Source organism: Pseudomonas cucumis, assembly GCF_030687935.1.
Classification (GTDB): domain Bacteria; phylum Pseudomonadota; class Gammaproteobacteria; order Pseudomonadales; family Pseudomonadaceae; genus Aquipseudomonas; species Aquipseudomonas cucumis.
On sequence record NZ_CP117454.1, the window covers coordinates 5,431,866 to 5,456,763 of the forward strand.

A 24,898-nucleotide genomic window follows, 5' to 3' on the forward strand; every position below is an offset into this window, starting at 1 on the left:
ACCAAAAAGCAAAACGGGCTGATAGGAACTACAGAGAGCAATCAATGCCGGCTATTGAATCGAAAGGTACGCTCACCCCTCACCACGCCAAGTATTTTGCTTGGGAGTTAACACGTCGCCGTGCAGCCAGCGAGGAGGACCGGCTTTCCCAGTCGCTTTTTGATGCCAGTGTCGACCTCAACCCTCATCAGATTGATGCCGCCCTTTTTGCCCTGCAAAACCCACTGAGCAAAGGTGTGATGCTTGCTGATGAAGTCGGTCTGGGTAAAACGATTGAAGCCGCGCTGGTCTTAGGGCAGCTCTGGGCCGAACGCCGTCGCCGCCTTTTGGTTATCTGCCCTGCGGCACTGCGCAAGCAATGGGCGCAGGAGCTTTCCGACAAATTCAATTTGCCCGCCCAAGTGCTGGATGCTCGCACCTGGAAACAGCTTCGCCAAGACGGCATCTACGATCCGTTGGACCGCGACGTTATCAGCATCATGTCACTCCACTTCGCTGCGCGTATGGAGGAGCAGCTAGGCAATATTCCCTGGGATTTAGTCGTCATCGATGAAGCCCACAAGCTGCGTAACGCCCACCGAAAAAGCAACGAAACGGGGCAATCACTCAAGCGCTCACTGGCGGGGCGACGCAAGCTTTTACTAACTGCCACACCGCTGCAGAACTCACTCATGGAGTTGTATGGTCTCAGCTCGCTGATTGACGAGGACATTTTCGGCGATGAGCGCAGCTTTCGTGCTCAGTACAACAACACTGATGGTGACCTGGCAGCTTTACGCCGCCGTTTGCAACACTTTATCAAGCGCACCCTACGTAGGGATGTACTTGAGTACGTGCCCTATACCCAGCGCCATGCACTGACCACTCCATTTACCCCAAGCGATGACGAGCAGAGGCTTTACGACCTCATCTCCGCGTATCTGCACCGCGACTTCAGCTATGGTTTCCCACAGCGCCAGAAGCATCTCGTGGCCCTTATTCTGCGTAAGTTGCTGGCCTCGTCCACGGAGGCCGTCGTCGCCACACTGCAAGCCATCAAAGCACGCCTGCAGAAACTGCTGGATCGTCAGAGCATCGATGAGGAATGGTTCGAGCACCTGATAGAAGAAGACGACTTAGAGGAAGACCTTCTCGAAGCAGCGGAAGAGTCTGCCAGCTATGAGACCCATGACTCAGCCACCAAAGTCGACTTCGATCTGCTGAGTAAAGAAATCGCAGAGCTCGACGTTTATATCGAGATCGCTCACAACATTCGTGAAGACCAAAAATCCTTCGCCCTGCTGAACGCGTTGGAACAAGGCTTCGCACGTATGTCTGGCATGGGCGCACCGCGTAAGGCGGTGATCTTCACTGAATCCCGTCGTACCCAGGAATACCTAGCCCGCTTTCTCGAAGCTCATGGTCACACCGGCAAGATTGTCACCTTCAGCGGAGGCAACCAGGGTGAAGCCGCTACCGGCATCTATCAGCGCTGGCTGGCTCGTTACCATGGCTGCGACCGAGTCACCGGCTCCCCCGCCATCGACCGCCGCACCGCGCTGATCGACCACTTCCGAGATAATGCCGAAATCCTAATTGCCACCGAGGCGGCCGCCGAAGGTGTGAACCTGCAGTTCTGCTCCCTGGTGGTGAACTACGACCTGCCCTGGAACCCCCAGCGCGTAGAGCAACGCATTGGTCGCTGCCATCGCTACGGGCAGCGCTTTGACGTGGTTGTGATCAATTTCCTCAACCAACGTAATGCCGCAGACCACCGCGTACTGGAGCTACTGCAGGACAAGTTTCACCTGTTCGATGGTGTCTTCGGTGCGTCTGACCAAGTACTCGGCAGGATCGAAGTCGGCATCGACTTCGAGAAGCGCATTGCCGAAATCTACGACCACTGCCGCACGCCTCAAGAGATCGACGCCGCTTTCGCCAGCTTGCGCGAGGAACTGGATGCAGATATCCAGGCACGCATGCTGGAAACCGAAAAGCTCCTGCTGGAAAATTTCGATGCAGACATCCACAGCCTACTTAAAACCCACAAAGAACGCGCTGAAAGCCAACTAGATAGAATCACGCGTCTTTTTTGGCAGCTGACCCAGTACATCCTGGCAGAACAAGCAAGGTTCGACAGCAAGTTACTAACCTTCGACCTTAGCCTACCGCCCCTCCCCCAGATCGCACCCGGGCACTACCAGCTCATTCGCAAGGGCGAGCTGGCAAAGCAAGCTCAGATTGAGAACACTCGAATCTACCGCCTGACGCACCCGTTGGGCGAATACGTATTAGATCAAGGACGTAATGCTCCTGCCCCCACAGCGACTCTGCGCTTCAGTTATGCGCAATGGCTGGAAGGCCGTAACCCGCGTATCAGCGTCGTCGAGCAGCTGGTCGGTCAGCAGGGCTGGCTGCAACTCAACTTGCTAGAGCTCGACAGCTTCCAGCATGAGGAACACCTGGTATTCACCGCAATGGCAGATACCGGCGAGTTGCTTGACCAGGAAACCTGCGAGAAGCTCTTCCAGCTTTCTGCCACAGCCGAGCCAACCCATGCCACACCCCCAGATGATCTGCATGGCAACGCCCGTCGCCAGCTCGATGCAGCATTGAGCCAGGCGCTGGAGCAGAACGACAAATTCTTCCAGCAGGAGCGTGAAAAACTTGATGCCTGGGCCGAAGACCGCATCCTCGCTGCCGAACAGGCACTACAAGACACCAAGCTCAAGCTGAAAGGCCTAAAGCGGCAAGCCCGTACCGCCCAGAGCATGGACGAAGCACGCCGTCTCCAGGACGACATTCGCAAGGTGGAAGGCGAACAACGCCGCCAGCGCCAAGAGATCTTCTCCGTGGAGGACGAGATTGAAGCACGTCGTGATGCACTCATCGAGGCACTTGAGAAACGCCTGCACCGTTCCAGCCGTACTCATGCGCTCTTTACCATTCACTGGGCAGTCGCCTGATATGTCGCGAAAAACCGATTTCAAGAACATGTTTCGCGAACATGTCGCCACCAGCGACACAAGAACAAAACATGTCGCAGAAATCAAAAAATAGCGACACGTAAAGGACACATGTTTACACTGACGCCACGAAAAAGGGCGCTCTGATGAGCGCCCTTGCCTTTAGGTGGATACCCCAAGGACCAGGCTACCATCCATGACTGCATCCCACTTCCCCTGGCAGGCCGACAAGCCCTATAACCAGCTTCCGCCCTTGCCACCGGCAGCCGAGCTTGAAACCCGCGCAGTGCTCAAACTCTGTATTAAGGCGCGCACAGCCTTAGCCGAATTGAAACAGGCGGCGGAGCTGATCCCTAACCAGACAATGCTGATCAACACCATCCCGTTGCTGGAAGCCAAGGACAGTTCGGAGATCGAAAGTATCGTCACCACCACGGATTTGCTCTTCCAGCACGTCCAAGATGGCGACAACCATGCCGACCCCGCGACCAAGGAAGCCCTGCGCTACCGCAAGGCCCTACATCAAGGCTACCAGTCGCTGGCCGAGCGCCCACTTTCCACCGGCACGGCAGTCGAGATTTGTCGCACGCTCAAGGGCGTGAACATGGATATACGCCGGGTGCCAGGTACCCAGTTGGCCAATGACCGCACCGGCGAGATCATCTACACCCCACCGGAGGGCGAAGATCACTTGCGTGACCTGCTCGCCAACTGGGAGCGTTTCCTGCACAACGAGACTGACCTGGACCCACTGGTGCGCATGGCTGTTGGCCATTATCAGTTCGAAGCCATTCACCCGTTCACCGACGGCAATGGCCGAACCGGACGGGTGCTCAACACCCTGTACCTGATCCAGGAAGGTCTGTTGAATTTACCGATTCTCTACCTTAGCCGTTACATCATTGCGCATAGAGCCGATTACTACCGCCTGCTGCTCGATGTCACCCGTGAACAAGCCTGGGAGCCCTGGCTGCTATACATGCTCAGCGCCGTGGAAGAAACCGCCCGCTGGACCAGCGCGAAAATTGCCGCCATCCGTAGCCTGTCCGAGCACACCACCCAGTTTGTTCGCGAGCATCTGCCAAAAACATATTCCCGCGAGCTAGTGGACGTGATTTTCGAGCAGCCTTATTGCCGCATCAGCAACGTCGTCGACAAGCAGATTGCTCAGCGTCAAGCCGCCTCTCGCTACCTCAAAGAACTGGTCGCCATTGGCGTTCTGCAAGAGGTGCAGGTCGGCAAGGAAAAACTCTTTATCCATCCCAAGCTGATGCAGTTACTAATTCGCGACAACAACGAATTCAAGCCCTACGCCTGACCCATTTTTGAGAAGCACATATGAGCAAGCAAAAAGACCAATTTATCGCCCTTCTGGGTGATCTCTTCCAGCTCAATCAGTCGGAACTCGACTTCGGTCTGTACCGCATCCTTCACGCCCGAAGCGCGCAGATCAAAGCCTTTATCGATACCGAACTGGGCAGCGAGATCGATGCCCACTTCGCCGGCCAATCGCAAAGTAACGCTCATGACGCGTTAGAAGCCGCACGCGTAAAAGTCGCCGAGACGCTCGGGGAAGATGCTTTCTTACCCACGGGTGAACTGAAGCCTGAATATCGCGGTACCAAGGTTGGTAAGGAATACGAGCTTGCCCAGCAGCACGCACGCGATGGTGGCGGCGTACTGGCTGACGATGCCCAGGTGTACGAACACCTGTACCGCTTCTTCAGCCGCTATTACGACAAGGGCGACTTCATGTCGAAGCGCTACTTTGTCTCCGAAAACGACAGCCGTGCCGCTCCCTATGCTGTGCCCTACGATGGCCGTGAGGTCATGTTGCACTGGGCCAACAAAGACCAGTACTACATCAAGTCGAGCGAGGCACTCAGTAATTTCACTTTCGACCTCACAGCAGCACAGGCCAAGGAACAGGGCCGCCAAAGTGGCTTCGAATTCCAGCCAACGATCACAACCCCACTGAAGGTGCATTTCCGTCTGGCAGCAGTAGCAGAAGGTGAGCACAACAACGTAAAAGAAGGCCAGGAGCGCTTCTTCATCATCCACACAGCGGAACCGCTGAAGCTGGAAATCAACGATAAAGGGCTACCGGAACTCGTTGTGCAGTTCGACTACAGCCCTGACAGCACTAAGTCCGGTCAAGCTGGCACCTGGCAGCAGAAACGTCTGACAGAGGCCGAACAGGTGGTAGGCGAGCAGCTCGCCAACCTAGTTTTCAAATATCCAGAGCTTCGGGACTTTGAACAGCCGCTATTTGCGCCAGCCCCCACCGATAAGCAGCCAACACGCACAATACTAGCCAAGTATCTGAGCCAGTTCACAGCACGCAACACCATGGACTACTTCATCCACAAAAATCTCGGTAGTTTCTTGCGCCGCGAACTGGATTTTTATATCAAAAACGAGATCATCCGCCTTGACGATATTGAGGCGGCCGATGCTCCGCGCGTGGATGAATATCTAAAAAAATTGCGCGTCCTGCGCAAGATTGCACGGCGCATTATCGACTTTCTCGCCCAGCTCGAAGATTTCCAGAAAAAACTCTGGCTCAAGAAAAAATTCGTTGTCGAGACGCAGTACTGCATCACCCTGGATCGCATACCGGAAAGATTCTATCCAGAAATTGCAACCAATGAGCAGCAGCGGAAAGAGTGGGTTAAATTATTTGCGATTGATGAAATTAAGGGCGACATGGCCCAGCCTGGGTACAGCGCACCTCTCTCTATTGAGTTTTTGAAATTCAATAAATTCCTCACAATCGACACCTGTTTTTTTGATGACGAAACAAAAGCAGAGATACTGGCAACCCAGAGTGAACTTGACAAAACCTGCAACGGAATAATCATCCAGTCCGACAATTTTCAAGCGTTGTCAATTACAAAAGAAAAACTTAGCAATCAGGTTAAACTGATCTACATAGATCCGCCATACAACACCGGCGGAGATGATTTTGTTTACAAGGATAACTACAGGCACTCCAGCTGGTGCTCCATGCAAGCAGATAGACTGAGCCTTGCAAAGGAGCTACTTTCAAACTCAGCCGGCATTGTCTGCAACCTTAACGACATTGAAGACTGGCGCTACAGGGGACTACTCGAAAGCTCTCTTGGAGATGAAAGTTACATAACAACTGTGACTACAAAGTGCTCTACCGCCTCCAGCTTTCGCACCGTAAACCTAGGCCCAGTAGACATATCTGACAGATTAATTTTTGCGGCAAAAGACAGAAGCAATTACAGCTACACAACCAGCCATGTAAAAAAACCTGTGGATCTCGCTCACTTTTCAAGATTTATTGTGAACCCGGAGCAAGATTGTTCTCGCTGGGAATTCAAGCCTATTAAGGTTCAAGTTCTTCAAGATCTAGGATTTGAATGTGAAAACTCTGCAGCTGGAATGAAGCTAGCACGCCAGAAATGGGGGGATGCTGCATCTGCAATTGTTGAAAACGCATGCGAACAATTCGCTATAAAAAATGCGAGTCGAGTGTTCGAAACTAAAACTTTACAAAAGCCAGCACCTTGGCTTCGCGATCATATTGAGTACTCGAAAAACAATAAAAATGAAGTAGTCAAAGTTGAGCGTGACACTAGCGAAAATATGTATCTACTCGGAGGAAGACAGTTTTATTTCCTTTCAAAATCCGTAAGAATTGTTGATGGAGCTCAAGCTATAGCCGAGCCTGCATCCACAATATGGATCGACATCGACACCAACAACTTGAAACACGAAGGCGCAGTTGACTTCCCATTAGGAAAAAAACCTATAAAACTGATATCTCGACTTATCGAGATGGCCCAAAATGCAGAAGGGAATTATGTTCTGGATTATTTTGCAGGCTCAGGAAGCACAGGTCACGCAGTTATAAGCACAAACAGAAAAAACCAAACCAATGACAAATATGTTCTTTTCGAGATGGGTGAGCACTTCTCATCCGTACTGCTACCAAGAATTAAAAAATCTGCGTACTCAGACACTTGGAGAAATGAAAAACCCATTTCCCGAGACGGAATTAGCCATTGCTTTAAATATCTGCGTCTAGAATCTTTCGAAGACACGTTAAACAATCTGCAACTGCCAGACTCTCCACATCTAAACACCAAATCGGTCGACTCCGTCGAGATGACACGTGAGTATCTTCTCAAGTATTGGTTGGAGTTCGAAACCGCCGGCAGCCCGAGCCTGCTTAATGTTCGCGAATTTACTGACCCGACGTCCTACAAACTCAAGGTCAAGCAACCTGGTAGCGATGCCCAAGTGGAAAAAAACATCGACTTGGTGGAGACCTTCAACTGGCTCATTGGTCTGCATGTCGCCCACCTCGATCAACCACGCCGCTATGCCATCGAACTTGTGCGTGAAACTGATCCGGAGCTACCCAAAGACCAAGATACGCGCTGGCTTTCAAGCGCCATCAAGGAACGTAACGATGGCGAGTTCTGGTTCCGTGCTGTGGAAGGCCACATCTTCCGCGCACCGGGAGACGATTTGTCGCGTGAGCGTGTCCTGGTAATTTGGCGCAAGCTGACCGGAGACTCTGGTCGCGATCAAGCTGCCCTGGAAGCATGGCTGAACAAACGCGGCATCAATCCGCGTGAAAGTGAATACGACTATATCTACGTGAATGGTAATCATGCTCTGCCCAGCGATGGCGATGCCGCCACACGCGTGCGCCTAATCGAAGAGACCTTCGCCCAGCGCATGTGGGAGGACGCTTGAGATGGCCCGCGCCCCACGTAAAAACAAAGCTCAGCCACCACTGGTAGCGAGTCACTTTCAGGATGCATTGGTACTTAATCAGTACCTCATCAGCCTGTTTGGTATCGACCCGCTGGTGACTCACAAGGATGAAGGCCGCACTGTGCGGCCACTGGAGATAATTGCCAAATCTCTGCGTAGCGTCGAGCCAGGCATAGGACCGGACGGCAAGCACCGCTTTCTGGCGAAGCTAATCTCGCACCTGCCTGCCAATGCGACATTGACCCCCCTTGAACTGGAGCGTTTTGACGCCAATCTGGTTGCGCATACGAGGGTCATCAATGCCCGTCGTAGGTACAAAGGAGAAATTGCCTGGAAGTACTTCCAGTGGCTGACTCTATTGTTTGTTGAAATCTACCTCGACCGTTATTTCAACGACCGCCAGGGTCTCTGCGCCGTACTAAATGAGTTTATCGAGCGTTTCAACCTTCATCACCAAGGTCAAGGGCGCGAAACGGGCATCGGCGCATACGCTGTTGAAGACCTCAACAAGCTCTGCCTGCAAAACGCCACGGGTAGCGGCAAAACGTTGCTCATGCATGTGAATTTGCTGCAGTTTGCCCAGCATGCGCGTGCGACCGGGCAGGCTGACGCTTTCAGCCGAGTCATTGTGCTCTCACCGAACGAACGCCTGTCCGAGCAGCACGAGCGTGAGCTGCGCGAAAACGGCTTCTACCCGGAGCCGCTGCGCCAAGAAAGCGACCTAATTTCACGCGGGCAAAATGCCCTTGATGTGCCGCTGCTGACCGAAATCACCAAACTCGCAGACGAGCAGAAGGTCAAGCAGATGGCCGTCGACAGCTTTGGCGATGCCAACTTATTGCTGGTGGACGAAGGTCACCGTGGCATGAGCGGCAGCGACTGGAAAAGTAAGCGTGACAAGCTGGCGGCCAAGGGCTTCACCTTCGAGTACTCCGCCACCTTCAAGCAGGCAGTCAAGGCAGCCAACGACCGTGTGCTGGCCGAGAGCTACGCCAAAGCAGTACTGTTCGATTACAGCTACCGCTACTTCTATGCGGACGGTTATGGGAAGGACTACCGCATCTTCAACCTGCCTAAGGATGAGCTGGCCCACAAGGACACCTACCTAGCCGCAGCCCTGCTGGGGTTTTATCAGCAGCTGCGCATGTTTACTGAGGCGGACAATCGCTACACCGGCTACAACCTGGAAAAGCCGTTGTGGGTCTTTGTCGGCGCCAGCGTTACTGGACGCAAGGTTGATGAGGAAAGCGTATCGCCATCCGATGTGGCGCAGATCCTCGACTTCCTTGCGCGCTTTCTTGCGCACCGTGAAGCCTTCACCTCGCTCATCCATACCGTGCTCAATGGCAATAGCCAGCAGACGGGTCTGCTCGATGCCCAAGGGCACGATATTTTCGTGCAGTCGTTCCCCTACCTGAAAGGCTTGAAGCAAACCGCAGCACAGTTCTATTCCGACATCTGTCAGCGCCTGTTCCATGCCCCGGGCGGCGGTCACTTGGTGATCGAGCGCGTGAAAGGCGACAGCGGCGAGTTGCTGTTGAAGGTTGGCGAAGCCGACCAACCCTTTGGCGTGATCAATGTCGGCGATGCCGCTGCGCTGGCCAAACACGTTCAGGAAGAACTGGAAAACAAGCAGTCCCTGGCCGAGGTGCGCCCTAGCGAATTTGGCGAGCCCGTATTTGGCGACGTACATAAACCAACCTCTCCCATTCACATGTTGGTCGGCTCGAAGAAGTTCATCGAAGGCTGGGACTGCTGGCGGGTGTCCAGCCTCGGCCTTATGCGCATGGGCCAGAGCGAAGGCGCACAGATCATTCAGCTGTTCGGACGTGGAGTGCGCCTAAAAGGCAAAGAAATGAGCCTGATGCGTACCAGCCGCTATCAACCGGTGAATCCACCAAAGGATATTCACTTCCTGGAAACGCTGAACGTATTCGGTGTGCAAGCCGACTTCATGGCAACCTTCCGCGACTTCCTAGAAAGCGAAGGCCTACCGCCGAACGATGCACCTCATGTTGAGGAAATCACCCTCAACGTCACCCACGACTTTGGCCAGAAGCTGAAGGTCCTCCGTTCCAAGTTCCGCAAGGACACCCAGGAGCAGTATGACTTCCGTAAACATGGCCCCATCATGGATCTCACTATCGGTGCTCTCCCTCCTGGCTTGACCAAGGGAGGAATGCCATTGGTTGTTGATCGCTTCCCACGCCTGCAGATGATCCAGGCCAAAGAGGTCATGGGCCAGGCCCCTGAGGCAATCGATAACCCACCACGCCATTTCGATGCCCTGCGCCTGTCGATGCTCGATTGGGACAAGCTGTGGTTCGATCTGGAGCGCTTCCGCCGCCAGCGACACCTGGACAACGTCATCGTAAAAGCTGAAATGTTACGCCCACTGCTGGATACCCCAGACTGGTATCGCATCCTGGTGCCAGCGCATTGGTGGGCACCTTCGATGGCAAATCTCCGCCACTGGCAGTCGATCGCTTTCGAGCTACTCAGCGGCGCACTGGAGCGCTGCTTCAATCACCAAAAGCGAAAATACCTCGATCCCCGAATGGAGCTGGTTCTGCTGACCCGCGACAACGATAACCTGCCGGCTGACGATATTAACTACCACCTGATTGTCGAGGCCACCGAGCAATACCTAATCGACGACATCAAGGCGCTGAAGGAAGAGCTCGCTCAAGTTGGCTGGCGTGATCATGGGTACGTACAAGGCTTGAAGCTTGCCGCTCACCTCTACGAGCCACTGTTATCCAGTGAGAAAGTGAAGATCCTGCCCGTTGCCCTCAATAAGTCCGAGTTTCAATTCGTCGACGATTTGCGCCTATGGCTGGAAGCCCATGAAGCAAACCTTGCCGAGCGCGGCGAACGTATTTTTCTGCTGCGTAACCTGGTCAAGCAGGGAGTCGGCTTCTTTGAGGCCGGTAATTTTTATCCTGACTTCATTCTCTGGAGCCTAAAGGCGGATGGCAGCCAACGCATCTGTTTCATCGATCCTCATGGACTAGAACACGAAGGTCCCGGCAGCGACAAAATTCAGCTCTCGCAGAACATTAAGGATCTGGAAGCGCGCTTGAGTGACCCAGGTGTGAAGCTGGAGTCGATCATCCTGTCGCCGAGCACTAACCGCATGCGGATCGCATACCTGTGGAGCCAACAAGGTCTGCCGGTACCTGATTTGAACGCTCTGCATGTCTTCTTCATTGGAGAGCCAGACTACATCAGCAAGGTGATGGCGTTGGTGCGACCTTAATACCCGATCTCTTTATTGAAGTGATGGGCATTTATGGCCCATCACTTCGATGAGTGACCGCCATGGCGCGGGTGGTTGCGGTGTTCGGTGCGGCGAAGCTGCACTGTGCTTGTCTGTTTGCCAACCGCCGTCACTCGCCTGACAGTGCTGGTGCACGACGGTTCACCGCATGGTGAGGTAGACGTACTCCTTCGATGGTTCCAGCCTGTCTGTTAAGCGGGCTAACCAGCTAACAGTCATGGACAGAACGGTGGCATTTTGCCTAATCTCGGAGTTGGGTCTACGACAGATGCACTCGCGAATTAAGGAGCCGGCATGCCAACGTTGGGATGGATTCAGGAAACAGGTCTGGACCGATTATGGGAAAGAGGTACTGAGCCTGGCTCCTCGGCCTTACCGACTCGCTATACATGCCGTTATTGCAACCAGGTTTTCAAGTCGATTGCCGTACGCGAACAGCACGAACTTGAGCACCCGCTGCTCAATCCGACCATGTTCTATCGTGACCGTGAGCTCGGCGCCACACGCCTGCTGATCAATACGCCGATCCAGCTTGGCGACATTGGTGCACGCAATGTTAGCAAGATTGAACTCAACGGCCAGCCACTTGGCTCTATCACCGAACTGACTCAGGCTTTGAAGTCAATAAGTAGGGGCTTTTTTAGTGTCACCTATGCCAATGAGACGCTGGAAAAAAGCCTCAAGATTGAAGTGTGCATTGCCGACCCTCAGCAACTGGCTGAGGTTGATCAGGCCTTCAGGGCGCAATTTTCTACCGGCAGTATTGCCGATCCTTTGCTCGAGGCATTCACTGCCTCCGTCAAACACTGCGACACCGTCAGCCGATACGTAGACGGACTGGTGCGCTACCTCCACGGTTTGAAAGCCAAAGACCACCTATCTGACATCACCACGTTCGAAGATTTCGACAAACGCTTCAATCAGGCACTGGATTCTCTGAGAGATTACACTACGCCGCTTGCAGCGGCTGTGCGCGCCGTGATCCGTTTCAATAGAAACGACTTCAGTTTGATGCAGAGAGCCTCAGGTCTACCAGATCTGGATAGGACTATCGCCTTTTTCTGCGGTGACGATTTAGTCAGTAGTACATTCGCATCGCCAGATGCGCAACTGCCTGTGGATCAGTCCTCTGAGTTCATTCTTGCGAATCTGATTCCATCCTTTTCCGATTCGACGCTGGCAGATATCGAGGAACGAATCACTTGGTTACCCGCCAAGTACCGGTCGCTGCAGGATACCAGCAAGCTCAACTACCTGTGTTTCCGTAAAGCGGTGGCGGTCGAGGACATGGCCTCGGTCGAAAAGTACCGCAAAAAGCTCAGGCATGATGACGTGTTCAACACCCTTACTGGAGAGAAATGATCCATGACCGGACATGAATCAGATACTGCATTGCCACAACAGCAGGCAGCTGAGGCCAAGCCGGCTAGAAAAAAGAAGCCAGCTACACAGGCCAAACCGATCGCAGAGATTATTTCGCAGATCTTCGCAATCAGCGTGGACAAAGATAAGAACATCAAGCCAGCTATCCTGAGCCAGGCCGACTTCAGAGCCATAGTCAGTTGCCAAGCCGCCGCTGAACTAGATGCTCATCTGGTGGCGGATAAAGTGGCTCAGGATGCGAGGAAAACTGACCCGCAACTCAATGCGCTGGCGCTACTAGCAGTTGCTACCAGCAAATGTCGTGATGGCGCACAGCGTCATGTTTTACTGACTTTTTGTGTTCGGCTTGCCAGCGCTCTGTGGATCAACCGGCATCGTGAGTCGCATGACCTGTTTCAGGATATTTTGGACGAAGACAAGGGTCTCGACTCCACCCCGCAACGGTTCCTGTGCAATGCCATTACAGCGCTATATAGCAGGCGGATCGAACATGTGCGGGCCCTGCCAGTTGTACCTCTGCTGACAGACAGCGCGACAGACACCCTTGCTGGTTCGACAATCTTGACCCCGACCGAACTAGCCATTCAGCGCGACAATCTGCTACTGATCGGTGGGCTTTGGCTGCTTGCCAACGGAAAAAGCGATCCCTCTCAGGCGATCGTTTTTTTCACAGAGTTGCTTGAGAAACGCCAATCACGTAATAGGAGCAATCGTGACGTTGCCCTTTATCTAGCTGAGCAGTATGCCAAACACGAGAGCTTGCTGGCCGACACGCTCGACTACTTCAAGCAACGGGCAAACGAGCAGATTACCGATGGCAAACGCCTGCAGTCTGCACTTGAGCATAGCGAGCAAGAAGCTGCGCGGCTCAGGACGCAACTAACTGAACATAAACGGACGACTGCAGAGCAAGCTCAGCGAATTTCTGCAATGGAGGCGGAAATCAGCCAACTGCAGCACATGCTTGAGGAGCAGCAGTTGGACGAGCGGGCCAAACGCACCCACTTGCGCGACAACACTGGGCAGGTCAAAGCAAGAGCTTTCAATCTGCTGACTGAAGATGTGCTAGAACCGCTTAAGCTCTCACTCTCGGCCTTGCAACGCGAAAAGCCGAAAACGGAAGTTGCCGCGCATCATATTGAACTGGCTGTAGAAAGCATCGAAAGGGATATCAAATGGTTCAAAGAATAGGCATCGACTTCGGCACCACCAACAGTCTGATTTCTGTCGTTACCCGCGAAAGCAAGATCTCTTCGTTTGATGACACGGGGCGCCCGCATCCCTCGGTAGTGCGTTACGAGGGCGACCAGGTAATCTGTGGCCGGCGTGCACGCGACAAGCTAGAGCATTTGGGCATAGGTGTTCTGGGTAATACCGTGCGCGGCCCGAAAAAACTGCTGGGTAAGGAGCATGTGAACGTCGATGGACGGGTGATGACACCTGTTGGCGTGATTGCCGACTACATCAATCACCTGATTGAACATGCCCGCGCATCGGACGAAGAGCAGGTGGCCGACCTTACCCGCGCAGTCGTGACCATCCCGGTAGCCTTGGATGGACGAGGTCGTCAGGACTTGCGCGAAGCGCTGCTGCAGGCGGGCGTGCATGTCGATACCTTTGTACATGAGCCGCTTGCGGCCCTGTATGGCTATTTCAAGGATCTGGATAACACTCACGACGCCCTGTCTTTCTATGAGGACAGGATGATCCTAGTATTTGACTGGGGTGGCGGAACACTGGATCTCACATTGTGCAAAGTAGTTAATGGTGCTCTGGTGCAGATCCTCAACCGGGGCAACAATTCGGTTGGCGGTGACTATCTGGATGATGCCATCCTCTCCTACGTCACCGATCAACATGCGGCCAAATTTGGTTGGACCGCCGAGGAGAAGCTGTCGGTCAACCCTGGAATGCGCGCCAAACTGCTTACCCAGTGCGAACGTGCCAAGATCACACTCTCCACGCGTGAAAAAACACATATTTTTCTGCCTGATTACTATCAAGGCGATAGCGCCGAAGAAACCGAAATCGATATCTGGCTCACGCGCTATGAGCTTGAAAAAGTCTGCACCAGATTGATCAACCAGGGCATCAACGAGATCGATGCCCTGCTCGCACCTGACAAGGCTGATGTAGACCCACAAACCCTAGCGCTTTGCCTTGCGACTGGCGGCTTAGTCAACATGCCGCTTATAAAGAGCAAGCTGACAGAAATTTTCGGTGTTTCTGCCCTGCATATTTCCGAAAAAGGCGACCGTATCATCTCAGAAGGTGCCGCCTGGATCGCCCATGACAACCTGCAATTGGCACTGGCAAAACCCTTCGAACTGGTCGAGGCAAGGAACTCTTTGTTGACCATCATTCATGAAGGAACACGCTTACCACTGCGCGGTGAGTCCATCCAAAAAAAGCAGTCGATGTACTGTTCTGACCCGCGTGACGGCAAGGCCATCTTTACCTTCAAGCGCCCCCAAATGGTCCAGAAGTCTGCGGCTGCAGACCCCAGAACCACCTATGGCAGTCTGGTAGTGGAAGTGAATCCGGCGTTCCCGCCGTTGGGCGAACGCATCGAGCTGACAGTGACTATTGACGACAACCTGATCCTGCATACGCGCGCAATTTCCAACGACCAGAAGGATACGGTCCAGACTCAGTTCTACGATCTTGAGTTCTCGCTGGTGGTCAATGAACAGCCCGCCAATGCGGAGCAAAAAAAAAACCGCGTGAACCTGCGCATTGATACCAAGGGCCCAAAGCAACTCGTGGTACAGGCCAATGTGACCAATGACTGCGAGCGCTGGGATACCGTTCCTGGTGAGTTACTAAAGGCCTATAACGATCAGCATATTTATCTGCGCAAACAATTCACACCCCTGCAAAAGGAGGAAGATGTCAGATATCAGCCATGCTCCAACTGCGGCGCGCGGTGGTCGGAAAAGTGCTGTCGGGGTTGATCAAACGGTAAACCGCCGGCAACCTCACCTACTCAATCCATCGCATAAGGACGATGGAGAGTGAGACGCGCATTCAAGATGGGGGGACAAATGGGGGGACAGAAATATTTAAAGGCGCAACCCCCAATAAAACATGGCCACAACGTAACAATAACGCCGCCCACAAGCCGGCTTTTTAATGCCCGCAATATTCCCCCCAACACTCTCCTGACCAAATCTCCCTCGTTCCCCTCCCCCTGGTAAGGCCTCCCATCAGGCATCGATCTGTGCGCGCACGCGCGCCTGCGCGCTATCGAAACAAAACAAGCCTCCAACTGTCATGGTCGCTCAACGATACAGTTCGTTGCCCATCCCCGTCGCCGTACCGGTACATCCCTCGCCAAGCTCCCTAATCTGCAGGTCGTCATCAGGCACCCACGCCTCAGTTCGCCAATTACCGATAAAAAATGCAATAAAAAAAGGAGCTGCAATTGAACACTGATGAAACAGTGGTTGTCACCGGAGTGACATCGGGTATTGGTCTGGCCTGTGCCAGGAAGTTGATAGAGCAGGGAAACAAGGTCGTTGGGATCGGGCGCAGAACCGAGCGCCTCAATGCATTGGCCGATGAATTGGGGGAACGTTTTTACCCCCTCAGCTGTGATGTGCGTGACATCGACTCACTCAACATACAGTTGAAACAACTTCCCGATGCATTTGCCGCCTTTAGCAAACTCATCAATAGCGCTGGCTTGCTTCAGGGACAAGGGACGTTACTGGACGTCTCGGATGCTCAAATATCCACCATGCTGGAAACCAATGTTCACGGTTTGATCAATGTCACTCGGGCGGTATTACCCACGCTGATAGAAAGTGGGTGCGGGCATATTATCAATCTGACCTCGATTGGCGCTCATTATCATTACGCCGGAGGCCATGTCTATGCGGCATCCAAGGCCTTTGTCGACCACTTCGGACAATGCCTGCGCACCGAACTGGTGGGCGCACGGGTCCGGTTGACCAACATCGCCCCGGGTAAAACCCGCTCAGAATTCGCCTTGGTTCAGTTTGCCGGCGATCAAGCCAGAGCCGACCGCGTGTACAGCACACTGACGCCGCTTGAGCCGATGGATGTTGCCAACTCGATCCTCTGGGCCCTGCATCAGCCCTCCCACGTCAATATTAATCTTATTGAACTAATGCCCGCTGATCAGGAACTTTCATACCGGTGATCCCATGAGCCAATCTCTCGCCCACTACTATGTCAGAAACAAACTCACCCACAAGTTGATCAGCAAGCGTGTGCTGTCACCTATTTCACTTTCCCAGCAGCCACCGGCTGATTTGGTACAGGCACTTTGCATTGAAAGCGAAGTGTCAAAGTTGTCAGCGGTTTATGCCCAATTCCAACACTCGGACGATGGCCAGACGGGTCTTCCTCGTTACATGCCGTTTTATCGTTTCATTCAGTCAAAATTCCCCGGCTTTCAATGGCAGGTTCGTTCCACTCAGGGCAAGAAAACCTTGATTCTGGACAAGCCGTACATCAACCAAAGCCGTCCTTCGCTATTGAATTTGCTGTTGTGTGCGATCAACGACAACACCGCCACGACCCCCGCCCTGAAAGTGCGGTACCCCGCCATGCGAGAACTGCCGGACGAATTGGTGGTGGATCTCGAACAGGCCTTTGAGCGCCTGTCATTTGCCCAATCAGCGCCACACTTTGTAGCGCGTTTCGCCCAGGCCCTGGCCAAGGGATTGGCCGGTGAAACCATTACCCTGGTCTCTCCGGTGTGCCCTGATTACGGCTACGAAAACAAGAATGGCCGCCTGCGTTATACCTTCGAGCATCTGGGCGAAGGCATCGGGCTGGTGGCCGGACGTGTGGTCAAGACCCTGCCTGACCTGCAAGCAGTGCTGAAAAAGCACGGCATCGATGCACGGATCGCCGTCGCGGCCGGGGATTTTGAAGGGTTTGACGCCAGTACCCTGAACCGCCTCAAGGAAACACGCGAAGGCTTCGCTCACAAATTGCGAATCAGCCAGCAAAAAATCCTCGACGTTCTTGGCCCTGACGCCGAGTCGATCATGATCGCCGAAGCCGCCGGTGGCGAAGACTGCTGGCATGCACTGACGGCTGAGGCACAACAGCGCCTGGCACACCAGGAAAATGGCTGCATCGTTGAGGATGATCTCGACTACGCCTCCATCTTCAGTGCACGACTGCCGCTCTATCAGGCGTGGCACCAGCAGCGCAGCAACGAAGAACTGATGCAGATCCTCTATGCCCAGGGTGCGGAGTATGCGGCCATCGGCAAGGTGTTTGCCCAGCAGTGGACCAACCCCATTGTTATCGGTGCGGATCACAATCGCATGCAACCCTTCTATTGGTTGTACAGCACCATTCCTGTTCTTTACTTGACCAGGGTTTACTGATGAACGCCCGTGAAAGTGCAGGTCAATGCACTCTCTACTGTCAGTACGGGCCACAGAGCGATGTCCGTGCCAGCTATGCCCATCTGCCCTTCCAGGGTTTCTGGACCTGGCTGACTGGCAAGGGGCAGGCACTTGCACCCGAGGCGTTGAAAAGCGCAATGAATGAGAGCGGCGAGCGCTTTCTGGTGGCTCATTTGCTGTTCACCTGGGTAGTGATGATCGCCTTGGTGATGCTTGGCCACGCCGTTCTGGAAGGTGCTTTTGCCACGGGTACGTCAGTGGTGCTGGTGCTAGTGGGCTGGGTCCTGATGGTTAACCGCTTGCGCAGCATGCAAGCGACCTTCCACTACTTGACCCACGGCGCGGTGCTCAAGGACAAGGCTCGCGCACAGCGCTATGCCAGGTTGTTTCTGACCACGCCGCTGCTGTACCAGGACTGGGACACCTATAACCAGAGCCATGTGCGCGAACACCACAACATCCACGTGTTGTGTTCTGACACGGATCCCGACCAGCGCTTCATCCGCGAGCAAGGTTTTTACCCGGGGATGCCTGAAGCGGTCTACTGGTGGCGGGTTTGCTGCACGCCCTTTCGCCCCGTTTACCTGATGCGCCAATGGCGTGGGACGTTGCTCGACAGCTTCGTTCGTCTTGACCGTCGTGAAGCGCTGTTTCGCTGGGTGTTCTGGGGCGTATTGCTGACGCTGCTGTGGGCGGCAGGCGGGTTGCAAGCTTTTGGTTTGATGTATGTGATCCCGCGTGCCGTGTTGTTCGAGCACTCCATGTGGCTGCAATTGTTTACCGAGCACCTGTGGTTCTATCGCCGGGACACCCGGAACACCGAGAAAAGCCACTATGGCCGACTGACTTGGGGTCGTTTCCAGGGCCGTACACCGCCAGAGCGCGGGATCATCGCGCATGCCGTCTGGGCGCTGAAATGCGCTCTCTACGATCTACCGGTGCGCTTGTATGTGTACCCGCAAGACTTGCCCAACCACGACGCACACCACCGTCGCCCCAACGTGCATTACCGGCATATCGCCAATTATCGCGCCAGCGTCGAGCAACAGCCCTCCCCTTATGGCCCGTTCCTCGAAGTCTGGGGGTTCATGGCGGGGCTGTACCTGATTCGCGACCATTTGTGTCGAGGGGTGGTCGAGCCGTTTACCCCTCGGAAATCTTCTCTCAATACCCCAAACAGCCTGTACCCAACGTCCACCTCTCAAGGAGTCTGAGCAATGCAAGAGACGATTCAAGCTGCGAACCATGAACTGAAGAACAACGCCTACGCCTCCCTTAAAGCCTCACAGCTGTTTTCTCAAGAAGAGCTGGAGTACATGGAAGCGGCGTGCCAGGTCATCCCCAAAACCATCATCGAAATCGGCGATGTGGGCGAAGAAAACTTTCTCGCGGTGGGACGCTTCATGGAGGATCAAAAAGGCCAGTTACCCGTGTATCGCAATGATCCTTACGGACAACGCGTGGTGGAAATCCTCTCTTCGGGGAAAAGTCGTGAGTTCTTCAACGGCATCATGGAAGCCGAGTGTTTTATCCGTCGCTGCCAGTCCAATCTGCTGGAAGCCGGCAACTTCATCGGCAAACACATCGATACCTACAGCAACCTGGAATATCGCTACTCCGTGGTGATCCAGTTCGGCAAACAATACGAAGGCGGCGAGTTTTTTATCGAGCATGAAGGCCGCGAATCGCAATTTAAAACCGGCTACGCCGATGTGCTGATCAATCGCTGCGAGATTCCCCACGGCGTACGCAAGGTGGAGAGCGGCACACGCTCCTCCCTGGTGTTTTTCCTGAGCACCAGCCCGTTGGACAAACCCAACCTCAACAACAAACAGATCTGATCGGCGTGTACGTCCACCCCCGCAGGGTGGACGCTCGACCGACGAAGCCATAAGGAAACGTCCCATGACGCAAACCAACGTAGCCAGCTTTCAAGAAACAAAGAGTCAAGACCTGCAAGCCTATTTCCTGGGCCTCATTTCGGTCGCGGCCTTTGCCATGACCTTACCGGCGGCAAAAATGCTCGCTGGCGACCTGAGTGCCCTGCAAGTCGGATTCTTTCGGTCGGTGTTGGCTGCATTTGCGGCAATTCCCTTTTTGCTTATCGGTCGGGCAAAGTTTCCCAATCGCTCACAAATCAAGCGGATGTTGCTGACCTCCACCGGGATTGTTTATGGCTTTCCGATTCTCACCGCGCTGGGCATGCAGTACGTGCCGGTCAGCCATGGCGGCGTGGTGCTCGCGGCACTGCCGCTGTCCACAGCGATCTTCGGCACGCTCATCACCGGCACTCGCCCGTCCAAAATGTTCTGGGCGGTTTCAAGCCTGGGCTTCTTGGTGGTGATGGCCTACACCGTCATCAAGTCGGACGTTTCAGACATCTACATCGGCGACCTGGCGCTGCTGGGCGCCGTGCTGCTGGCCGGTTTTGGCTACGCCCAGGGCGGTGCACTTTCCAAAGAACTGCCAGGTTGGCAGGTCATGTGCTGGACCCTGGTCATCAGCCTGCCTGTGCTGCTGCCGGTCAGCCTCTGGCTCTATGACGCCCAGACTATCGCCAACTTGCCGGGACAAGGCGTCGCCGCCCTGTTGTTCCTGGCTCTGATCAATTCCCTGCTGGGTTTCTTCTCCTGGAACCGCGCCTTGGCCTTGGGTGGCATCCAGCGCATTAGCCAACTGCAGTTGCTGCAACCGTTCTTCACTTTTGCCTTTTCGATCATCCTGATGGGCGAGTCCTGGAACTGGTTGACCCCGGCCGTTTGCGCCATCGTCATCGTGCTGGTCTGGCTGTCCAAGCGGATCTGAACAGGACCGCGCGCTGGCCAACCAGCGCGCTCCATCAGGCCTTGCGCATCGTGATTTCCACCCCAGCGACACCAACCACACCATGCTCAACAGAACCCTGATCGAGGGCTTTTCGGCTCAGTCGTTACAGCATCTCCACACTCAGAGGGAAACTCACTCATGACTTCTTCGAGCTTTTTTCGCCCCACCTCTGAACCGCAACAATGGGACGCCTCGCAGCATGAAAACAACGCCCGTTTCGTCGCTCATCTGGCCAATGGAGCGGTGGAACTGTTGGCCCTCAAGGCTGGCGAGCGGGTCTTGGACATCGGTTGTGGCGACGGCTACCTGAGCGAGCAATTGGCTCGGAAAGGCGCTGACGTGGTGGGTTTCGACTACAGCCCGGAACGGGTGAAAGCCGCACGTTTGCGCGGCCTGGATGTGAGGCTGGGGAATGCCGAGGAGCTGATCTTTCACCAAGAGTTCGACGCGGTGTTCAGCAACGCTGCCATGCACTGGATGCGACGTGCCGATCAAGTCGCCCATGGGACCTTTATGGCACTCAAACCCGGTGGGCGTTTCGTCGGTGAATTCGCCGGCGCCGAGAATGCCTTACTGATCCGTCAGGCGATTCATGGCGCCCTCGAACGTAGATCCGTCGATACACAAGACATTGACCCCTGGTACCTGCCCACCGCCGGTGAATACCAACAGGTGCTGGAAAACGCCGGGTTTCACGTCAGCTTCATCAGCTGGTTTGAACGACCCGTAGTGCTGGATTACCCCATTGCCCAATGGATACAAACCTTTGGCAGCCCTTACCTGACGGTGCTGCCCGTTGAGGACCGCGCGGGTTTTCTGGAAGAAGTGACGGAGGAGCTGGCCAATGACCTGCTGAACGCCGACGGTCGATGGATGGTGGACTGCACACGCTTGCGTTTCAGAGCGCAGAAAAACGCATAACCCACGGCTTACTGAAAAAGAGCGGCACATTGAAGCATCAGCAGATGGCGGGCGATGCTGCCGTCAAACTGGGAATAACGATATGTCTATGAAAACCAATGGATTAACGCTTAAGTCTTTTTACGCCGATGCCCAGGTGTGGTCGAGCCAGGACGGTAAACCACTGTACTGGATAGATGACATCAGCCTGGCCGTCAACGGCTCGGAAATCCTCGAGGATTCACTCATTCAATCCCTGCACGATAATGACGAAGTCCAGATCCTCAATGGCGTCATCTACTCCTATGCAGACCTGGGTGAAGTGGCCACTCTGGTGGAATACTTCGAAAGCTGGCAGCAAAATCGGGAGTCGATACACCGCCCTCCTTTCACCTGTGAAACGCCGCCGGGCAGCGAGATCGACTGTCATCAGGCTGACCCGGGTCGTCTCAAACGCCGTGTTCGATGACTCGACGGGCTGTTTCGCTGCCGGCCTGAGATTCGATGAAACGCTTGAACTGGATGTCATTGCAGTGGCTGACGTTCAGGCGGATGTACTGATCGTAGTCCCGGGTGTTGCTGAACAACGACCCTGGAGCCAGAAAGATGCGGGCGTCATGGGCCTGTTCAATAAGACGGCGAATATCCATGTGCGCGGGAAAACGTCCCCACAGGAACAAGCCATCCACGCCGGGTTCGTCAAACACCACGCCGACCTTGCCCAGCCACTCCCGCGCCCTGACACGTTCCTGCATCACCCGCTGACGCAAGGCATCCAGATGGTGTTGATAACGCCCGGATTCCAAGGTGTACGTCACGATGGTTTCGTCCAGGGATGAGCCGCACAACAAGTTATACATCTTCTGCTCCACCAGACGCTCGACAAAGGCCGGCGGTGCCGCCACATACCCAAGGCGCAGGGCAGGACTGAGCACCTTGCTGAAACCGCTGATGTAAAACGTGCGATTCAAACCATCCAGGCTGGCCAGTCGGAGCGTTTGCTTGGCAGACAACGAGCCGAAAATATCGTCTTCAACAATATGAAAATCATATTTCTCTGCCAGCGAAAGAATCTTGAACCCATTGGCCGGGGAGGTATTGCCGCCAGTGGGGTTGTGGATCAGGGTCTGGGTCAGAAACAGTTTTGGCCGGTACTTGATCAGTATCGCCTCCATGGCCTCCAGGTCCGGACCATCACCCATTCGTGGCACCGTGATGATGTTGAAATCCCGCCCCTTGATCAGCTTTAACTGCAGCAACAAGTAGCTTGGGTCCTCGACCAGCAGGTAATCACCCGGTTTGAGCATGACATTACGTATCAGCGAGAACGCATGGGTAGCACCCACCGTCACCACAATCTGGCTGCTGGAGGCATTGATATGAACCTCTCGCAACTTGCGCGCAATCACCGAGCGCAACGCCTGGCTTCCCGCTGCGGGCGCCGGGACGCTGCAAGACAACGTGTTACGAATCAACCGTCCGGTCACAGAAACAGGCACAGCTTCAGCCAGCCAGGACGGAGGAAAGTAACCTGAACTGACGGGGATATCGTACTGGGAAGGGTCCAGCGCGCGGTACAGAAACCCCGCATGCAGACTGGACGGCGGGATCAACTCGTCCAGGTCCTTGAGGGTTCCCGCTGGATTGGTCGCCAGAATAAAGTAACCGGCGCCGGGTCGGGACTCGATAATGTGCTGCGCCACGAGATCCTCGTAAGCGCTACTCACCGTAAAGTTACTGACGCCCAGTTGTTTGGACAGCGCCCTGACCGATGGCAACCTGCTGCCTTGAACCCATTGAAAAGATTCAATGCGGCTAATAATTGCGCTTCGGATCTGGTCCACCAACAGCGTCTTACTGCTGCGATCTATCTCGAACATCTCATTCCCTTAATGAAACCACCGCCATCATGGCCTTCCTGATGCCTGACAAAGCGCAGGCCGATGATCGACAGGCCATTCGCGCCAACAGCCGCCTGCGAGACTGGACCCTGAAATTATGTAAGCAAAGTTTACGCCAGCGCTCAAAAATTGCCTCGTTTAATCCAATATCTGCAGCGATCCTGAACGCCCACCGATTTCTCTCATCACCGCTCAGATTTTTGCCTGTTCCTGACAACCGGTCGAGCGTTAACCCATCGGAACCGGTAATTATGTCAGCACCGCCGTCACACTTACCGCCTATTTGCCCCAACTCCCTCTCTCTGCTAGTGTCGCGCCGGTTTAACGTCAACCGGAAATAGCCGCCATGGCCCGCAAAAAAGCTGCACTGGATTTCGAACAATCTCTCGCTGACCTGCAAACGCTGGTGGAGCGTCTGGAGAACGGCGAATTGTCCCTGGAAGACTCGCTGACCGCTTTCGAGCAGGGCATCGGGCTGACCCGCGATTGCCAGGCGGCGCTGGCTCAGGCCGAGCAGAAGGTTCAAGTGCTGCTCGAGCGTGATGGTGAGCTGGCCGAGGAACCCTTCGACGCGGATCAGCCAGAATGATTGCGGCGTATTCGGCGACCAGCCAGGCCCGCGTCAATGCGGCACTGGAAACCCTGTTCAACGCACCGAGTCCTGAACTCGCCCGCCTTTACGAAGCCATGCGCTACAGCGTGATGAACGGCGGCAAGCGGGTGCGCCCGCTGCTGGCTTACGCCGCGTGTGAGGCACTGGGCGGCAAAGCCGAGCAAGCCAATGGCGCGGCCTGTGCGGTAGAGCTGATCCATGCCTATTCGCTGGTGCACGATGATTTACCGGCCATGGACGACGACGATTTGCGTCGCGGCCAGCCGACTACGCATAAGAAATTCGATGAAGCCTGTGCAATCCTCGCTGGTGACGGTTTGCAGAGTCTGGCCTTCAGCGCCCTGCTCGACCCGCGCTTGAGCAGTTGCGACGCCGAAACCCGTTTGCAGATGGTCAGCGCCCTGGCGTTGGCGGCAGGTCCGGCGGGCATGGTCGGCGGACAAGCTATCGATCTCGGCTCGGTGGGCCTGAAGCTCGATCAAAAAGCCCTTGAATACATGCACCGGCACAAGACCGGCGCGTTGATCGAAGTCAGCGTCAAACTCGGTGCCCTGGCCAGCGGGCACGCCGCGCAGGACGAACTGAAGTCCCTGCAGAGTTATGCACAGGCCATTGGCCTCGCATTTCAGGTCCAGGACGACATTCTCGACGTCGAAAGTGACACCGAAACCCTCGGCAAACGCCAGGGCGCCGATATCGCTCGGGATAAGCCGACCTACCCGGCCCTGCTCGGTCTCGACGCAGCCAAGGCCTACGCCCTGGAACTGCGCGATCAGGCCCTGCACGCGCTGCGACCGTTTGACGCGGCGGCGGAGCCATTGCGCGATCTGGCCCGGTACATCGTCGATCGCCGCAGCTGACGGCGTATCCGCCAAAAAAAACCAACGCGTGGGCAGGGGGCGATG

General features: G+C 54.8%; 17 protein-coding genes and 1 pseudogene. 16 read left to right on the top strand and 2 right to left on the bottom strand.

Annotation, left to right across the window (positions count from 1 at the left end; all coding sequences use genetic code 11):
* The first annotated feature begins 44 nt into the window (after positions 1 to 44).
* The 14 genes from PSH97_RS24665 to PSH97_RS24730 all read left to right on the top strand — a co-directional run bounded on the left by PSH97_RS24665 (position 45) and on the right by PSH97_RS24730 (position 21,948).
* A complete protein-coding gene (locus tag PSH97_RS24665; RefSeq protein WP_305447051.1) occupies positions 45 to 2,945 on the top strand; it encodes an SNF2-related protein in 2,901 nt (966 codons plus the stop codon).
* A gap of 196 nt (positions 2,946 to 3,141) precedes the next feature.
* Positions 3,142 to 4,263: a protein adenylyltransferase Fic gene (gene fic, locus PSH97_RS24670; protein WP_305447052.1), complete on the top strand. Its 1,122-nt coding sequence runs from the start codon at positions 3,142 to 3,144 to the stop codon at positions 4,261 to 4,263.
* A gap of 20 nt (positions 4,264 to 4,283) precedes the next feature.
* Positions 4,284 to 7,679 carry a DNA methyltransferase gene (locus tag PSH97_RS24675; RefSeq protein ID WP_305447053.1) on the top strand — a complete coding sequence of 1,132 codons (3,396 nt, stop codon included), beginning with the start codon at positions 4,284 to 4,286 and terminating at the stop codon, positions 7,677 to 7,679.
* Between the two features lies 1 nt (position 7,680).
* The gene (locus PSH97_RS24680; RefSeq protein WP_305447054.1) at positions 7,681 to 10,959 is read left to right on the top strand and encodes a DEAD/DEAH box helicase family protein; all 3,279 of its coding nucleotides are present in this window, start codon (positions 7,681 to 7,683) and stop codon (positions 10,957 to 10,959) included.
* Positions 10,960 to 11,274: 315 nt separating this feature from the next.
* Complete coding sequence (locus PSH97_RS24685) at positions 11,275 to 12,342, top strand: hypothetical protein (RefSeq protein WP_305447055.1); 1,068 nt, start codon at positions 11,275 to 11,277, stop codon at positions 12,340 to 12,342.
* Positions 12,343 to 12,345: 3 nt separating this feature from the next.
* Entirely contained in the window at positions 12,346 to 13,554 is a 1,209-nt protein-coding gene (locus tag PSH97_RS24690; RefSeq protein WP_305447056.1) for a hypothetical protein, read from the top strand.
* Complete coding sequence (locus PSH97_RS24695) at positions 13,539 to 15,317, top strand: Hsp70 family protein (protein ID WP_305447057.1); 1,779 nt, start codon at positions 13,539 to 13,541, stop codon at positions 15,315 to 15,317. Before PSH97_RS24690 ends, PSH97_RS24695 begins: the two co-directional genes overlap by 16 nt.
* Before the next feature lie 470 nt (positions 15,318 to 15,787).
* Entirely contained in the window at positions 15,788 to 16,528 is a 741-nt protein-coding gene (locus tag PSH97_RS24700) for an SDR family NAD(P)-dependent oxidoreductase (RefSeq protein WP_305447058.1), read from the top strand.
* Positions 16,529 to 16,742: 214 nt separating this feature from the next.
* Positions 16,743 to 17,732 carry a hypothetical protein gene (locus tag PSH97_RS24705; protein WP_305447059.1) on the top strand — a complete coding sequence of 330 codons (990 nt, stop codon included), beginning with the start codon at positions 16,743 to 16,745 and terminating at the stop codon, positions 17,730 to 17,732.
* A complete protein-coding gene (locus tag PSH97_RS24710) occupies positions 17,732 to 18,967 on the top strand; it encodes a hypothetical protein (protein ID WP_305447060.1) in 1,236 nt (411 codons plus the stop codon). The genes PSH97_RS24705 and PSH97_RS24710 overlap by 1 nt, the downstream gene beginning before the upstream one ends.
* 3 nt (positions 18,968 to 18,970) lie before the next feature.
* Complete coding sequence (locus PSH97_RS24715) at positions 18,971 to 19,594, top strand: 2OG-Fe(II) oxygenase (protein WP_305447061.1); 624 nt, start codon at positions 18,971 to 18,973, stop codon at positions 19,592 to 19,594.
* 64 nt (positions 19,595 to 19,658) lie between these two features.
* Positions 19,659 to 20,558, top strand: a complete 900-nt coding sequence (locus PSH97_RS24720; RefSeq protein WP_305447062.1) for a DMT family transporter — start codon at positions 19,659 to 19,661, stop codon at positions 20,556 to 20,558.
* Positions 20,559 to 20,717: 159 nt separating this feature from the next.
* Positions 20,718 to 21,500: a methyltransferase domain-containing protein gene (locus PSH97_RS24725; RefSeq protein ID WP_305447063.1), complete on the top strand. Its 783-nt coding sequence runs from the start codon at positions 20,718 to 20,720 to the stop codon at positions 21,498 to 21,500.
* Positions 21,501 to 21,582: 82 nt separating this feature from the next.
* Positions 21,583 to 21,948 carry a hypothetical protein gene (locus tag PSH97_RS24730; protein WP_305447064.1) on the top strand — a complete coding sequence of 122 codons (366 nt, stop codon included), beginning with the start codon at positions 21,583 to 21,585 and terminating at the stop codon, positions 21,946 to 21,948.
* Here PSH97_RS24730 and PSH97_RS24735 read toward each other — a convergent pair.
* Positions 21,929 to 23,182: an aminotransferase-like domain-containing protein gene (locus tag PSH97_RS24735; protein WP_305447065.1), complete on the bottom strand. Its 1,254-nt coding sequence runs from the start codon at positions 23,180 to 23,182 to the stop codon at positions 21,929 to 21,931. The two genes, PSH97_RS24730 and PSH97_RS24735, sit on opposite strands and share 20 nt — an antisense overlap.
* A gap of 12 nt (positions 23,183 to 23,194) precedes the next feature.
* A pseudogene (locus PSH97_RS28665) lies at positions 23,195 to 23,359 on the bottom strand (GntR family transcriptional regulator); the annotation flags it as partial.
* 367 nt (positions 23,360 to 23,726) lie between these two features.
* Here PSH97_RS28665 and PSH97_RS24740 point away from each other — a divergent pair.
* Positions 23,727 to 23,969, top strand: a complete 243-nt coding sequence (locus PSH97_RS24740; protein ID WP_007894317.1) for an exodeoxyribonuclease VII small subunit — start codon at positions 23,727 to 23,729, stop codon at positions 23,967 to 23,969.
* Complete coding sequence (ispA, locus tag PSH97_RS24745) at positions 23,966 to 24,853, top strand: (2E,6E)-farnesyl diphosphate synthase (protein WP_305447066.1); 888 nt, start codon at positions 23,966 to 23,968, stop codon at positions 24,851 to 24,853. Before PSH97_RS24740 ends, ispA begins: the two co-directional genes overlap by 4 nt.
* Positions 24,854 to 24,898 lie beyond the last annotated feature (45 nt).